This window comes from Salipiger abyssi (genome assembly GCF_017311415.1).
Taxonomy (GTDB): domain Bacteria; phylum Pseudomonadota; class Alphaproteobacteria; order Rhodobacterales; family Rhodobacteraceae; genus Salipiger; species Salipiger abyssi_A.
On record NZ_JAEKIS010000011.1, the window covers coordinates 117,706 to 132,497 of the forward strand.

Sequence of the window (14,792 nt, forward strand, 5' to 3'; positions counted from 1 at the left end):
GGAAAACGCAATCTAGGGAGACGCGCGACCATGGCCATTTCCAAAGGCGATACACTGCCCGGCGCAACGCTGAGCCAGATGGGCCCCGAAGGCCCCGAACAGGTGAAGCTCGAAGACAAGCTTGCCGGACGCAAAGTGGTGATTTTCGCCGTGCCGGGGGCGTTCACCCCCACCTGCCACTCGGCGCATGTGCCGAGCTTCATCCGGACCAAGGACGGCTTTGCAGAAAAGGGCGTGGACGAGATCATCTGTGTCTCGGTCAACGATCCCTTCGTGATGAAGGCCTGGGGCGAGGCGACCGGCGCCACCGAGGCCGGGATCACCATGCTCTCGGATGCGGAAAGCGCGTTCACCAAGGCCATCGGCATGGATTTCACCGCGCCGCCGGCGGGGCTCATCGCGCGCTCCAAGCGCTATGCGATGCTGGTCGAAGACGGTGTGGTCACGCTGTTCCACGCTGAATCGAGCCCCGGCGAATGCGAGATATCGGCCGGCGAGGGCCTGCTCGCCGCTATGTGAGCCGACACTGAGACGATGCATCGCGGGCGCCTCACGGGGCGCCCGCTTTGCCTCAGCCGGCGCGTTTGAGGTCTTCGATCATCGCATCGAGATCGCCGCGCCGCCGATCGAGCATGGCGCCGATCTCGGTGCGCTCGGTCAGCAGCATGTTCACGCCCTCGATATACATGTTGTAGAACCGACCCGATTTCTCGCCGACGAAGAACGTGACTTCAAAAGGCGCCTGACCGCGCAGATAGGCGGTGGTCGAAACCTGATAGGCGTTCTTGACCTTCTTCGAGCCGTTCACTTCCAGCCGCCCGCCGATGAACTTGCGGAACTGCTTGCCGTATTTGCGCGAGATATAGCCCGAGAACGCGGCCGAGAACGCCTTTTTCTGCGACGTGCTGGCGCTGCGCCCGTCGGCGCCGAGCGCATAGGCGGCGATATAGGGCATGTCGCCGTATTGCTCGAAAATGCGTTTGAAATCGCCGATCATCGCCGCTTCCGACCTACCGGAGTCGATCACCCGGTTGATCTCGCCCACAAGCTGGTCGACCAGCCCCTGAGCCTGCCCCGCGGTAACCGCCAGCGCGGCGCCGGGCAGTGCTGCCATGAGGCCCGCCGCGACCGTGCTGCCCAGAACGCCGCGCCGCGAAAACAGTTGCTGCGCCATCAGAAACCCTCCGTATCCAGTGCTTCGGGGTCGATATAGTCCTCACCGCCCGAGGTTTCATCTCCCAGTTCGAAACGTCGGTTCTGAAGATAGATCATGCGCAGCTGCGCATAGCTGTCGGCGCTGCCGTAAAGAAGCGCGTCGATACTGTCGCCGTACTCGGCGCGCTTGAGCGCCTTGTCCGCGACCCGTGCGCCGGTGGCGTAGTAGCGATCCGGGCGGTCCACCAGGTAGCTGACCGGATCGGTGAAGAGATCGAAGAATTTGCCCACGGCGTCACGCTCGGTCGCCGGACCCAGCACCGGCAGCTCGATATAGGCGCCTTCGGGCAGGCCCCAGACATAGAGGGTTTCGCCGAAATCGCTGTCATCCTCGGGCAGCCCCATCTCGGTGGCCACATCGAAGAGGCCCGCGAGCCCGATGGTGGCGTTGACGGAGAACCGCAATGTGTTGCGCGCGGCGCGGCCCAGCCGGGCCTGAAGGATCTGGTTCACCACGGTCTGCGGCAGCGATACGGTATCGGCGAAATTGCCGATACCTGCGGACACCGGCGCGGGTACCGAAGCGGCAAGCCCAGGACCGTCGCCGCCGGACAGCGCGCCGTCGAGCCGCTTGTTGAACGCGTGCACCCTGCGGTTCGCGCCCTCATTGGGGTCGTATATGCCGCCCGGCGCCTCACCCGGCCCGGGCACCGCACAAGCCGAAACGAGCAGGACCGCAGCCAGAAATAAACCGGTTCTGATCGTCCGCGTCCGGTCCGTCAGACAGAGAAATGGCATTGGAAATTCCTGTTCTTGTTATACAAGGCTTCATAATTGCAGACGGTCCGCGATCCAACCACCCTGCGGGCCGCGCCGTCACCGTCACGATTTGATGACAGAACGATCATTAAACCATTGCCTGTGCATGATACAGGTATACGAATTACCGACAGGAGAGCCGACGCGCTCATGCAACAATCATCCCACGAGGCCGGCCGCGAGGAACTTCTGGCCGCGCGCAAGCAAAGCCGCGCCTACTACTGGTTCGTCGCAATCTTCAGTTTCTTTGTGAACCTCCTGATGCTGACGGGTCCGCTCTATATGCTTCAGGTCTACGACCGCGTTCTCGGCTCGCGATCGGAGGCGACGCTGCTAGCGCTCTCGGTTCTGGTTGTGTTTCTCTACGGCATGATGGGGTTGCTCGACTATGCCCGCGGGCGGGTCATGGCCCGGGTCGCAGCGCGGTTTCAGGCCGCAATGGATGTGCGGGTCTTTGACGCGGTCATGCGCCGCTCGGCGGTTCGGCCCGACGAACTCGCCGCGACCGGTCTGCGCGATCTCGAATCGGTGCAGCGGCTGATGTCCTCACCGGTACTGATGGCGATGTTCGATATCCCCTGGACACCGTTTTTCATCGCCGGCATTTTCGTCTTCCACCCCTGGCTCGGCTATCTCGCCGTAGCCGGCGGAGTGACACTGATCATCATCACCGGCTTCAACCAGCTGCTCAGCCGCCAGCCGACGCTGAAATCGAACCGCGCCATGCTGCGCGCCGAACATACCTCGGAACAGATCCGCAACGAGGCCGAGATGGTGCAATCGCTCGGCATGCGCGAGGAAGCCTTTCAGCGCTGGCACAAGGCGCGCGCCTCCTCGCTCAAGGGACAGATCGGCACGACCGATATCGTCGGCACCTTTACCGTGGTGACCAAGACCTTTCGCTTGTTCCTACAATCGGCGATGCTTGGGCTCGGCGCCTATCTCGTCCTTCAGGGCGAGCTGACGGCGGGTGCGATGATCGCCGGCTCGATCCTGATGGGCCGAGCGCTGGCGCCGATCGAGCTGGCCGTCGGGCAATGGCCGATGGTGACCCGCGCACGCAAGGGCTGGGACAGCCTGGCTCAGCTTCTCACCGAAGTGCCCGCCGAGGAACAGCGCCTTCCGCTGCCACAGCCAAAAGCGCAGCTTGAAGTGATGCAAGCGACGGTGGTGCCGCCGGGCGAGCATCAGGCCGCCTTGCGACTTGTGAGCTTTACCCTTCAACCGGGTCACGCGCTCGGCGTGATCGGCCCTTCCGGCGCCGGCAAATCGACGCTTGCGCGGGCACTGACCGGCGTCTGGCGACCGGCCGGCGGCAAGATACGGCTCGACGGCGCCTCGATCGAGCAATACGGGCAGGCTCTGGGCCGTCACATCGGCTACCTGCCACAGCGCGTGGCCCTGTTCGAGGGCACCATCGCCGAGAACATCGCGCGGCTTTCCGAGGCGCCCGATGCCGAACAGGTTGTCGAAGCCGCCAAGAAAGCCGACGCGCATGAGATGATCCTCAAGTTGCCCGACGGCTACAACACACGGGTCTCCGCCACTGGCGGCCGGCTTTCGGGCGGGCAGTTGCAGCGCATCGGCCTGGCGCGGGCAATGTATGGCGACCCGGTGATCCTCGTCCTCGACGAACCGAACTCCAATCTCGACAACGAGGGATCGGAGGCGGTGAACCAGGCGATCCGCCGGATGAAGGATCAGGGCAGATCGGTCATCATCATGGCCCACCGCCCTGCCGCGATCCGCGAATGCGATATGCTGCTGATGCTGGAAAACGGCACGCGCGTTGCCTTCGGGCCCAAGGACGAGGTGCTGCGCAGTATGGTGAAGAATCACGAACAGCTCGCCCAGCACGCCGGGCCGGGAGGTGTAAGATGAGCACGACGGACAAGGATTTTCCGCTGCGCAAGCCGATGATGTACGGCCTGTTCGCGCTTCTGGTGCTCGTGGGCGGCTTCGGCACCTGGGCGGCAACAACCGAGATCTCCGGCGCGATCATCGCCGGCGGTCAGATCCAGGTCGATCAGAACCGCCAAGTCGTACAACATGCCGATGGCGGCACCGTCGCCGAGATTCTCGTCGATGAGGGCGACGTGGTGGAGAAGGGACAGATCCTGATCCGGCTCGATCCGACGCTGCTGCAATCTGAGCTCAAGATCGTCGAGGGACAGTATTTCGAGCTTCTGGCGCGCCGGGCTCGTCTCACCGCCGAGCGCGACGGCGACGACGAGCTGATCTTTTCCGACGAACTGCTGGAACTGGCCGGCGCAGACGCGGAAATCGCCGAGCTTGTCGACGGCCAGCGCAACCTGTTCTTCGCACGCCGCGACTCCGTCGCGCGCGAGATCGAGCAGCTGGGCAAGCGCAGCGACCAGATCAGCAACCAGATCGAAGGGGTCGAGGCGCAGACGTCGGCACTGGAAGACCAGCTCGCGCTGATCGACCGGGAACTGACGGACCAGCAATCGCTGCTCGACCGCGGACTTGCGCAGGCCAGCCGAGTGCTCGCGCTCCAGCGCGAACGGGCGCGGCTTGCGGGGTCGCGCGGCGAACTCATCGCGCAAAAGGCGCAGGCCGAGGGGCAGATCACCGAGATCGAGATCGAGATCCTGAAGCTCGACACCACCCGCCGCGAGGAAGCGATCACCACGTTGCGCGACATGCAGTTCCGTTCGCGCGAGCTGGCCGAGCAGCGTCAGGCGTTGAAAGAGCAGCTGAAGCGTATGGAAATCACCGCGCCGGTCTCGGGCGTGGTCTATGGCCTGACCGTCTTCGCGCCGCGCTCGGTGATCCGCGCCGCAGAGCCGGTAATGTATCTCGTGCCGCAGGACCGGCCTCTGGTGATCGCGGTTCATGTCGAACCGATCCATATCGACCAGACGCATGTCGGACAGGAAGTGGCCTTGCGCTTTGCCGCTCTCGATCAGCGTATGACGCCCGAGCTTTTCGGGACAGTCACCCAGATCTCGGCGGACGCCTTCACCGACGAGAACACCTCGGTCAGCTACTACCGGGCCGAGATCATTCTAAACGAAGGCGAGATGGCCAAGCTGCCCGAGAACACCACTCTGATCCCCGGCATGCCGGTCGAGGCGTTCCTGCGCACCGCCGACCGCACACCGCTGGCCTATCTGGTGAAACCCTTCACCGATTACTTCTCCAAGGCGTTCCGCGAGAGCTGAGCCGCCTCTGTCAGAGGGCTATTTCCATTGCGGCGCGGGGCGGCTAGCTTCGCGCCGGAAAACCAATGGAGACAACCATGTCCGATATCGACGCCCGCCTGAGCGAACTGGGCCTGACCCTGCCCGACGCACCTGCCCCCGCCGCGAACTATGTGCCCTATGTGCAAAGCGGCAATATGCTCTACATCTCCGGCCAGATCAGCCAGGGGCCGGACGGGCTGATCCTCGGCAAGATCGGCGCCGAGCTCGATGTCGAGACCGGCCAGAGGGCCGCCGCTGCCTGCGCGCTGAGCCTTCTTGCGCAGGCCAAGGCAGCCTGCGGTGGCGATCTGGGCAAGATCAAGCGCGTGGTGAAGCTGACCGGCTTCGTCAACTCGACACCCGATTTCACCGACCAGCCCAAGGTGATCAACGGCGCTTCCGACCTCTTTGTCGCGGTGCTGGGCGATGCCGGACGCCATGCCCGCGCAGCGGTTTCGGCTGGCGCGCTGCCGCTGGGCGTTGCGGTCGAGATCGACGCGATCTTCGAGCTGGCCTGAGCCATGCCTACGCTGCCCGCCGCCTTTCTCGACCGGCCCATCGCCCATCGCGCGCTGCACGATGCCGCATCAGGCCGGCCCGAGAACTCCGTCGAGGCGATCGGCGCGGCGGTGGCGGCGGGCTACGGCATCGAGATCGACCTTCAGCTCTCCTCCGATGGCGAGGCGATGGTCTTTCACGATTACGACCTGGCGCGCCTGACCGCCCAAAGCGGCCCCGTGCGCCAGCGCAGCGCGGCGGAGCTGGGCACGATCGCGCTGCGCCACGGTCAGGCCGGCATCCCGACACTGGCGGAGGTACTGGCGCTGGTGGCGGGCAAGGCGCCGCTGCTCATCGAGTTCAAGGATCAGGACGGCGCCATGGGCCCGGATGTGGGTGCGCTGGAACGCGCGGCTGTGGCGGCGCTCAGCGGCTATGACGGGCCGGTGGCGCTGATGTCCTTCAATCCGCATTCAGTGGCGGCGCTGGCCCGGCTGGCGCCCGATCTGCCGCGCGGGCTCACGACCTGCGCCTTCACGGCGGAGGATTACCCGACGCTGCCGCCCGCCACCCGCGAACGGCTGCGCGGCATCCCGGATTTCGAGCGCACAGGTGCGAGCTTTATCAGCCATCACTGGCGCGATCTCGACAATCCGCGCGTCACCGCGCTGCGCGCCGCCGGCACGCCGGTGCTGTGCTGGACGATCCGCACGCCCGCCGAAGAGGCGCAGGCGCGAAAGGTCGCACAGAACATCACATTCGAGGGCTACGCCGCTTGATCCCCGGCGCATGCAGGCCAGATTAGAGGCAGGCAGGGAACACCCACGCATGACAGATCAAAGCTCCGGCGCCACCATCGCCGTCAATGTCCTGACGTCGCTCGACCAGATCGCGCAAAGCGACTGGGATGCCTGCGCCTGTCCCGAGGTCGCGGATGGCGGGCGTCCGCAGGATCCCTTCACGACCTGGCGCTTTCTGCACGCGCTGGAGGCATCGGGATCGGTCGGGCCGGGCACCGGCTGGGAGCCGCGCTATCTGACCGCCGAGGCCGATGGCGAGATCATCGCCGTGGCGCCGCTCTATGCCAAGGGCCACAGCCAGGGCGAATACATCTTCGATCACTCCTGGGCGCATGCCTATGAGAACGCAGGCGGCGAGTACTACCCCAAGCTTCAGATCGCCGTGCCCTTCACCCCCGCCACCGGCAGGCGCTTTCTGAGCAAGCCGGGGCAGGACGTGGCCGGCATGTCGGCGCTGGTGCAGGGGGCGGCGCAGTTCGCCGCACAGAACGGGCTCAGCTCGCTGCATGTCACCTTCTGCACCGAGGCCGAGGCCATTGCCGGCGAGCGCATGGGGCTTTTGCGGCGGGTGACGCAGCAGTTTCACTGGGAAAACCACGATTACGCGGATTTCGACGCCTTCCTCGCCAGCCTCAGCTCGCGCAAGCGCAAGAACATCCGCAAGGAACGCCGCACCGCCCACGATTTTGGCGGCTCCATCCGCATGCTGACCGGCGACGAGATCCGGCCAGAGCACTGGGATGCGTTCTGGCATTTCTATCAGGACACCGGCGCGCGCAAATGGGGCTCTCCCTATCTGACGCGGGCGTTTTTCGAGATTGCCCATGACACGCTGCGCGACGATATCGCGCTGGTCATGGCAGAGCGCGACGGGCATTACGTGGCCGGGGCGCTGAATTTCATCGGACGCCAGGCGCTTTATGGCCGCTACTGGGGCTGCGTCGAAGATCACCCCTGCCTGCATTTCGAAGCCTGCTATTATCAGGCCATCGACTTCGCGATCCGCCATGGGCTGGCACGGGTCGAGGCCGGGGCGCAGGGCGAGCACAAGCTGGCGCGCGGATACCTGCCGGTCGAGACCCACAGCCTGCACTGGCTGGCCGATCAGGGTTTTGCCAAGGCGGTGGCGCGCTATCTAGAGGAAGAGCGCCGCGCGGTGGGAGAAGATATCGAGATTCTCACCGCTTACGGGCCCTTCCGCAAAGACCACAGGGAAGAACAGGAATGACCGAAAAACTCTCCGATACCGCACGAGCCACCATTCTCGCCCCGCTGCTTGAGAACGGCTGGGAGATGCTCGAAGACCGCGACGCGATTCACAAGCGCTATGTCTTCGAGGATTTCACCGAGGCGTTTTCCTGGATGACCCGCGCCGCGATGTGGGCCGAAAAATGGAACCACCACCCGGAATGGACGAATGTCTACAAGACCGTGGATGTGGTGCTGTCGACCCACGATGTCGACGGGCTGTCTTCGCTCGACGCCAAGCTGGCTCGCAAGTTCGACTCTCTCTGAGCAGCAGTGGCCCCGAGCGGATGGGCAGCCGCTGCCCATCCTGACACGCTGGCAGGCGTTCAGAACGCCTGCGCCGCCGCCACCGCGCGTTTCCAGGCGGCGTATTTCTCCTCGCGCGCCGCATCCTCCATCGCCGGATCGAACTGACGTTCCAGCGCCCAGGTCTCGGCAAAACCCGCCATGTCGGGATAGATCCCCGCGCGCTGCCCGGCTAACCACGCCGCGCCCATCGCCGTGGTCTCAAGCACCTGCGGCCGGTCCACCGGCGCGCCGGTGATATCGGCAAGGAACTGCATCGCCCAGTCGCTGGCGCTCATACCGCCATCGACGCGCAGCGCGGCCTCGCCGGCCCCGGACCAGTCCGCATGCATCGCCTCCAGCAGGTCGCGGGTCTGATAGCCCACGCTCTCCAGCGCCGCGCGGGCGAATTCCTGCGGCCCGCTGTTGCGCGTGAGGCCAAAGACCGCGCCCCGGCATTCGGCGTTCCAGTAGGGCGCGCCGAGCCCGGTGAAGGCCGGCACCAGCACCAGCCCCTGTGACGCGTCCGCCGCCTCCGCCATTGCTTGCGTCTCCTTGGCATCGCGGATGATGCGCAACCCGTCGCGCAGCCATTGCACCACCGCGCCGGCGATGAAGATCGAGCCTTCAAGCGCATAGGTGCGCTTGCCGTCGAGCTGGTAGGCGATGGTCGAGAGCAGCCGGTTCTGCGAGGTCACCAGCTCCTCGCCGGTGTTGAGCAGCGCGAAACAGCCCGTGCCGTAGGTGGATTTCAGCATGCCGGGGCTGAAACAGGCCTGCCCGATGGTCGCCGCCTGCTGGTCGCCGGCCACGCCCAGGATCGGGATCTCGGCGCCGAAGAGATCCGCCCGCGCCATGCCGAAATCGGCGGCGCAATCCTTGACCTCGGGCAGCATCGACATCGGGATACCCAGCATCTCGCACATGGTCGAGGACCAGCGCCCCTTGCGGATATCGTAGAGCATCGTCCGCGCCGCGTTGGTGGCGTCGGTCACATGGGTGTGGCCTTCGGTGAGATTCCAGATCAGCCAGCTATCCACCGTGCCAAAGGCCAGCTCGCCGGCCTCGGCGCGGGCGCGGGCGCCCTCCACATGATCGAGGATCCAAGCCACCTTGGTGGCGGAGAAATAGGGATCGAGCAGCAGCCCGGTCTTTTCCGTCACCGTGGGCTCGTGCCCGGCATCCTTCAGCTCGTGGCAGAAGGCCGAGGTCCGCCGGTCCTGCCAGACGATGGCGTTGTGGATCGGTTTGCCGGTCTTGCGGTCCCAGACCAGCGTGGTCTCGCGCTGGTTGGTGATGCCGATCCCGGCGATATCGGTCGCCCGCACGCCGGCCTTTTCCATCACCCCGCGGCAGGTGGCGGCGGTGGTGGTCCAGAGATCCGAACACTCGTGCTCGACCCAGCCCGACTCCGGGTAATGCTGCGGAAACTCCTCCTGCGAGACCGCGACAATCTTCAGCGCCTCGTCGAACAGGATCGCCCGGCTGGACGTCGTGCCCTGGTCGATTGCAAGAATATGGCTCATCGCGGTCCTCCCATTGGTCCTGCGCCCCCGCGATCGCGTCACGGGGGACCGCCCGCTTTGTCACACCGGCGCGCGGACAGGCGCCTCCCGCGCCTCAGACGCTGCTGTCGACGGTTTTTCCGGCACCGCGCGCCTGCATGTAGCTTTGCAGCGCCGCCACCTGCGGCTCCGAGAAATGCAGCCCCAGCTTGGTGCGCCGCCAGAGCACATCCTCGGCGCTGCGGGCGTATTCGCGGTCCATCAGCCAATCGACCTCGGCGGCGGTCAGCGTGGCGCCGAAATCGCGCCCCAGCGCCTCGGCACTCTCCGCATCGCCCAAGAGCGCGCGCGTCTCACTGCCGTAGGTGCGCACAAGGCGGCGCGCCCAGTGCTCGTTGAGGAACGGATAGGCCGAGCGCAGGCTGACCACGAGGCGCGGCCCGCCATTCACCGGAAAATCGCCGCCGGGCAGCGGCACACCCGCCGTCCAGGCGTCCGGCACGTCGCCGAGCTGCTCGGCGATCTTGCCCAGAGCGCTTTCCGCCAGCCGGCGGTAGGTGGTGATCTTGCCGCCGAACACATTGAGCAGCGGCGCGCCGCCGCCCTCGACCTTCAGCGTATAGTCGCGGGTCGCCGCCGTGGCGCTGGAGGCACCGTCGTCATAGAGCGGGCGCACGCCGGAATAGGTCCAGACCACATCCTCGGCGCTGATATCGCGCTTGAAATAGCGGTTGGCGAAGTCGATCAGATATTGCTGCTCTTCGGGGGTGCAGACCGGGCGCGCATCGGGGTCGTGATGCTCGGCATCGGTGGTGCCGATGAGGGTGAAATCCTCCTCATAGGGAATCGCAAAGATGATCCGCCCGTCTGTGCCTTGGAAGAAATAGCATTTGTCGTGATCGTAGAGCTTACGCGTCACGATATGGCTGCCGCGCACCAGCCGCACGCCCTCGCGCACGTTCAGATGCACGGTGGTCTGGATGACATCGCCCACCCAGGGCCCGCCGGCATTGACCAGCATGCGGGCGAAATGCACCGAGCGCTCGCCGGTCTCGGTGTTCTCCACCTCGACCCGCCAGAGATCGCCCTCGCGCTTCGCCGACAGCGCCTTGGTCCGCGTCATGATCTTTGCGCCGCGCGCCTCGGCGTCGCGGGCGTTCAGCACCACCAGCCGGGAATCCTGCACCCAGCAATCGGAATATTCATAGGCCTTCTCGAACCGGTCATCGAGCGGTTCGCCCTCGGGCGTGCCGCGCAGACTCAGCGAACTGGTGCCGGGCAGCAGCTTGCGCCGGCCGAAATCCAGATGGTCGTACATGAAAAGCCCCAGCCGGATCAGCCAGGCCGGACGGCGGCCCTTCATCCAGGGCATGACCAGCGTCAGCAGCTTCGAGGTCGGCGTCTCGCTCTCGAACCGCATGGAAGGGTGATAGGGCAGCACGAAGCGCATCGGCCAGCTGATATGCGGCATCGCGCGCAGCAATACCTCGCGCTCGGCCAGCGCCTCATGCACCAGCCGGAATTCGAAATACTCCAGATAGCGCAGCCCGCCATGAAAGAGTTTCGTCGAGGCCGAGGAGGTGGCCGAGGCCAGATCCCCCATTTCGGCCAGGCTCACCGACAGGCCCCGGCCCGCCGCGTCGCGGGCGATGCCGCAGCCGTTGATGCCGCCGCCGATGATGAAAAGGTCGGTTGGCTTACTCTCGTGCTGATCCGTCACGCATCTCGTCCTTTGGTTCCGTTCTGCGTTTCCCAAGGTATGACAAAGCCCGCCGCATATCGCAACGCGCAGGGCGGATCTCACCATAGACCGGCCTCACAATGCCGGGACAGGCGGCATCCTGGGCCGGTGGCTGGCTTGACAGTCTCCGACCGCCCGCCCATGAAGCCTGGGGCAAAGGGAGCGAAAGGCAAGTCTTATGGCGAAAGAGAAAGAGGCGGGCGGGTTTCTGGAAACCGTCAAGACGGTGGTCTATGCGCTGCTGATCGCGGGCGTGTTCCGGACCCTGTTCTTCCAGCCTTTCTGGATCCCCTCCGGCTCGATGAAGGACACGCTGCTGATCGGCGATTTCCTCTTCGTCAACAAGATGAGCTACGGCTATTCCTACGCCTCCTGCCCCTCGATCCGCCTGCCCGCCATCGGCATTGACATCGACGCAAAAGATGTCTGCGGCTGGCTCGGCGGCGACAACGAGCGCCTGTTCGGCTCCGAGCCCGAGCGCGGCGATATCGTGGTCTTTCGCCACCCGGTCACGGGCCGCGATTTCATCAAGCGGCTGATCGGCCTGCCGGGCGACCGCATTCAGGTGAAGAACGGGCTGCTCTACATCAATGACGAGCCGGTCGAGGTCGAGCGCAACGGCACCTTCACCGAGATCGCTGAACCGCAGGGCCCGCAACAGCTGCGCCCGCGCTGCGAAAACGGCCCCGTGGGCACCGGCGGTGTCTGCGAAAAGTCGCGCTGGACCGAGACGCTGCCGAACGGCAAGACCCATGATATTCTGAACATCGCGATGCAGGGCTCGGACAATACCCGCGTCTACACGGTGCCCGCCGGCAACTATTTCATGATGGGCGACAACCGCGACAACTCGTCCGACAGCCGCGTGCCCAATGCTGCCGGCGGCGTCGGCTTCGTGCCCTTCGAAAACCTCATCGGCCGCGCGAACCGGGTGGTGTTCTCTTCCGCCGGACGTTCCATGCTGTTCTTCTGGACCTGGCGCGCCGACCGTTTCTTCCACAAGCTGCAATGAAGCGCTCTGCCGAGATAGAAGCGCTCGAGGCGCGTCTCGGCCTGCGTTTCGAGCGGCCCGACCTGCTGCGCCGGGCGCTGACGCATTCCTCTATGTCGGCGCCGGGCCGCGAGGACAACCAGCGGCTGGAATTCCTCGGCGACCGGGTGCTCGGGCTGGTGATGGCCGAGGCGCTGCTGGCCGGTGACCGCAAGGCCTCCGAAGGCCAGCTCGCGCCGCGCTACAACGCGCTGGTGCGCAAGGAGGCCTGCGCCGAGGTGGCGCGCGAGGTCGATCTGGGCGCGGCGCTGAAACTCGGGCGGTCCGAGATGATGTCGGGCGGGCGGCGCAAGATGGCGCTGCTCGGCGACGCGATGGAGGCGGTGATCGCCGCGGTCTATCTCGATGCCGGGTTCGACGCGGCCAAGGAGATGATCCTGCGGCTCTGGGGCGACCGGGTCGCGCAGGTCGAGGCCGATGCGCGCGACGCCAAGACCTCGCTACAGGAATGGGCACAGGCACGCGGCATGGCGCCGCCCTCCTATGTCGAGACCGAACGCTCCGGCCCGGATCACGCCCCGGTCTTCACCATCGAAGCGCGGCTGGAGAGCGGTCAGACCGCGCAGGCCACCGCCGGCTCAAAGCGCAAGGCCGAGCAACAGGCGGCGGCGGCGCTGCTCAACAAGGTTGGCAAGGGTGACTGACCGCAGCGCGGCCTCCGGCAGCAACGCGCTGGGAGCCCTGTTCATGATCGTCGCCATGACGCTCTTTGCCGTCGAGGACGCGCTGTTCAAATCCGTCGCTCCGGGCCTGCCGCCCGGCGAGGCGACGCTGATCTTCGGCCTCACCGGCACCTGTCTCTATGTCTGCATGACGCTTTTCGCGCGCGAGCCGGTGCTGCACCCGGCGATCCTGCACCGCCCGCTGCTGATCCGCACCGGGTTCGAGATCGTCGGACGGCTGTTCTTTGCCCTGTCGCTGGCCTACACGCCGCTTTCGGTCACCTCCTCGATCCTTCAGGCGGCACCGCTGGTGGTGACGGCGGGCGCGGCCCTCATCCTGCAAGAACATGTGGGCGCGCGGCGCTGGATCGCCATGGCGGTGGGCTTTCTGGGCGTGCTGATGATCCTGCGCCCCACGCCCGAGGCGTTCCGCGCCGACGCGCTGCTGGCGGTGGCGGGGATGATCGGCTTTGCCATGCGCGATCTCTACACCCGCGCCAGCCCGCCCGCCGTGTCCACAAATCAGCTCGGCGTTCTGGGCTTTGCGGTGATCATCGTCGCGGGGCTGGCCATGCTGCCCTTCGACCCCGCCCCGCCGCGCCTGCCCTCTGGCACCGAGCTGGCTCGGCTGCTGCTGACCGGGCTGGTGGGCGTCACCGCCTATACCGCGCTGACGCGGGCCATGCGCACCGGCGAGGTCTCGGTGGTGGCGCCGTTCCGCTATTCGCGACTGCTGGTGGCGCTGTTCTTTGCCTTCCTGTTCTTCGGCGAGCGCCCGGATCTCTGGACGCTGGCGGGCGGTGCGCTGATCGTTTGCAGCGGCATCTACACGCTGATCCGCAGCGGGCGCATGCCCTCTGGTCCGGAGGGACGCAATGGGGTAAAGCGCTCGGATCACCGCAGCGGGAAACGCCCATGACCACACGCGCCGGATTCGTCGCCCTTATCGGAGAGCCCAACGCGGGCAAATCCACCCTCACCAACCGCATGGTGGGGGCCAAGGTGAGCATCGTCACCCACAAGGTGCAGACCACCCGCACCCGCATTCGCGGCGTGGCGATGGAGGGCGAGAGCCAGCTGGTCTTTGTCGACACGCCCGGCCTTTTCAAACCGCGCCGCCGGCTTGACCGCGCCATGGTGGCGGCGGCCTGGGGGGGGGCGGCGGATGCCGATATCATCGTGCTGCTGGTCGAGGCGCATCGCGGCGTGACCGAAGGCGTGGAGCGCATTCTGGAGGGGCTCGCCGATCTGCCCAAGGGCCGCAAGGTGGCGCTGGCGATCAACAAGATCGACCGGGTCGAGGCCCCGGCGCTGCTGGCGCTGACCAAGGAGCTCAACGACCGCTACGCCTTTGCCCAGACCTTCATGATCTCCGCCGAGCGCGGCCACGGGGTCGAGGCGCTGCGCAAATGGCTGGCCGAAGCGCTGCCCGAAGGCCCCTGGCTTTACCCCGAGGACCAGATCGCCGATCTGCCCATGCGGATGATCGCCGCCGAGATGACCCGCGAAAAGCTGACCCTGCGGCTGCATCAGGAGCTGCCCTATCAGCTCACCGTCGAGACCGAGAACTGGGAAGAGCGCAAGGACGGCTCGGCCCGGATCGACCAGATGATCTATGTCGCCCGCGACGGCCACAAGGGCATCGTGCTGGGCAAGAAGGGCGAGACCATCAAGGCGGTGAGCCAGGCGGCGCGCACCGAGATCGAGGAATTCCTCGGTCGCAAGGTGCATCTCTTCCTACAGGTGAAGGTCCGCGAGAACTGGCTCGAAGAGGCCGAGCGCTATTCCGAGATGGGGCTCGATTTCAAGGACGGCAACTGAG

The 14,792-nt window shown here is 65.8% G+C and carries 15 protein-coding genes; 11 read left to right on the forward strand and 4 right to left on the reverse strand.

Features of this window, described 5'->3' with window-relative positions; all coding sequences use genetic code 11:
• Positions 1-30 precede the first annotated feature (30 nt).
• Positions 31-519, forward strand: a complete 489-nt coding sequence (locus tag I6N89_RS15945; RefSeq protein WP_207019408.1) for a peroxiredoxin — start codon at positions 31-33, stop codon at positions 517-519.
• 52 nt (positions 520-571) lie between these two features.
• On the opposite strand, the gene I6N89_RS15950 is transcribed toward I6N89_RS15945, so the two are convergent.
• Together I6N89_RS15950 and I6N89_RS15955 are read right to left on the reverse strand one after the other, a co-directional pair.
• Entirely contained in the window at positions 572-1,174 is a 603-nt protein-coding gene (locus tag I6N89_RS15950; protein ID WP_207019409.1) for an MlaC/ttg2D family ABC transporter substrate-binding protein, read from the reverse strand.
• Positions 1,174-1,953: a VacJ family lipoprotein gene (locus I6N89_RS15955; protein WP_207019410.1), complete on the reverse strand. Its 780-nt coding sequence runs from the start codon at positions 1,951-1,953 to the stop codon at positions 1,174-1,176. Before I6N89_RS15955 ends, I6N89_RS15950 begins: the two co-directional genes overlap by 1 nt.
• Positions 1,954-2,124: 171 nt before the next feature.
• Here I6N89_RS15955 and I6N89_RS15960 point away from each other — a divergent pair, with 171 nt between their 5' ends.
• From I6N89_RS15960 to I6N89_RS15985, 6 genes are all read left to right on the forward strand, one after another.
• Positions 2,125-3,855, forward strand: a complete 1,731-nt coding sequence (locus tag I6N89_RS15960; protein WP_207019411.1) for a type I secretion system permease/ATPase — start codon at positions 2,125-2,127, stop codon at positions 3,853-3,855.
• On the forward strand, positions 3,852-5,159 hold the full coding sequence (locus I6N89_RS15965; RefSeq protein ID WP_207019412.1) for an HlyD family type I secretion periplasmic adaptor subunit: 1,308 nt from the start codon (positions 3,852-3,854) through the stop codon (positions 5,157-5,159). Before I6N89_RS15960 ends, I6N89_RS15965 begins: the two co-directional genes overlap by 4 nt.
• Before the next feature lie 77 nt (positions 5,160-5,236).
• Positions 5,237-5,698, forward strand: coding sequence for a RidA family protein (locus I6N89_RS15970; protein WP_207019413.1), 462 nt, complete (start codon positions 5,237-5,239; stop codon positions 5,696-5,698).
• A gap of 3 nt (positions 5,699-5,701) precedes the next feature.
• Positions 5,702-6,457 (forward strand): glycerophosphodiester phosphodiesterase family protein, encoded by a 756-nt coding sequence (locus I6N89_RS15975; protein ID WP_207019414.1) that lies wholly within the window; start codon positions 5,702-5,704, stop codon positions 6,455-6,457.
• Between the two features lie 49 nt (positions 6,458-6,506).
• Positions 6,507-7,706, forward strand: coding sequence for a GNAT family N-acetyltransferase (locus I6N89_RS15980; RefSeq protein ID WP_207019415.1), 1,200 nt, complete (start codon positions 6,507-6,509; stop codon positions 7,704-7,706).
• Positions 7,703-7,993: a 4a-hydroxytetrahydrobiopterin dehydratase gene (locus I6N89_RS15985; protein WP_207019416.1), complete on the forward strand. Its 291-nt coding sequence runs from the start codon at positions 7,703-7,705 to the stop codon at positions 7,991-7,993. Before I6N89_RS15980 ends, I6N89_RS15985 begins: the two co-directional genes overlap by 4 nt.
• Before the next feature lie 59 nt (positions 7,994-8,052).
• Here the strand turns inward: I6N89_RS15985 and glpK are convergent, their stop codons facing one another.
• The gene (gene glpK, locus I6N89_RS15990) at positions 8,053-9,537 is read right to left on the reverse strand and encodes a glycerol kinase GlpK (protein ID WP_207019417.1); all 1,485 of its coding nucleotides are present in this window, start codon (positions 9,535-9,537) and stop codon (positions 8,053-8,055) included.
• A gap of 94 nt (positions 9,538-9,631) precedes the next feature.
• Complete coding sequence (gene glpD / locus I6N89_RS15995; RefSeq protein ID WP_328805892.1) at positions 9,632-11,236, reverse strand: glycerol-3-phosphate dehydrogenase; 1,605 nt, start codon at positions 11,234-11,236, stop codon at positions 9,632-9,634.
• A 199-nt stretch (positions 11,237-11,435) separates the two neighbouring features.
• On the opposite strand from glpD, the gene lepB reads away from it, so the two are divergent.
• Genes lepB through era form a run of 4 tightly spaced genes read left to right on the forward strand, consistent with a single transcriptional unit; the run spans position 11,436 to position 14,791 of the window.
• A complete protein-coding gene (gene lepB / locus I6N89_RS16000; protein ID WP_207019419.1) occupies positions 11,436-12,269 on the forward strand; it encodes a signal peptidase I in 834 nt (277 codons plus the stop codon).
• Positions 12,266-12,952, forward strand: a complete 687-nt coding sequence (gene rnc / locus I6N89_RS16005) for a ribonuclease III (protein WP_207019420.1) — start codon at positions 12,266-12,268, stop codon at positions 12,950-12,952. Before lepB ends, rnc begins: the two co-directional genes overlap by 4 nt.
• A gap of 43 nt (positions 12,953-12,995) precedes the next feature.
• Positions 12,996-13,889, forward strand: coding sequence for a DMT family transporter (locus I6N89_RS16010; RefSeq protein WP_207019465.1), 894 nt, complete (start codon positions 12,996-12,998; stop codon positions 13,887-13,889).
• Positions 13,886-14,791 carry a GTPase Era gene (gene era, locus I6N89_RS16015; RefSeq protein ID WP_207019421.1) on the forward strand — a complete coding sequence of 302 codons (906 nt, stop codon included), beginning with the start codon at positions 13,886-13,888 and terminating at the stop codon, positions 14,789-14,791. Before I6N89_RS16010 ends, era begins: the two co-directional genes overlap by 4 nt.
• The last annotated feature ends 1 nt before the right edge of the window (position 14,792 follow it).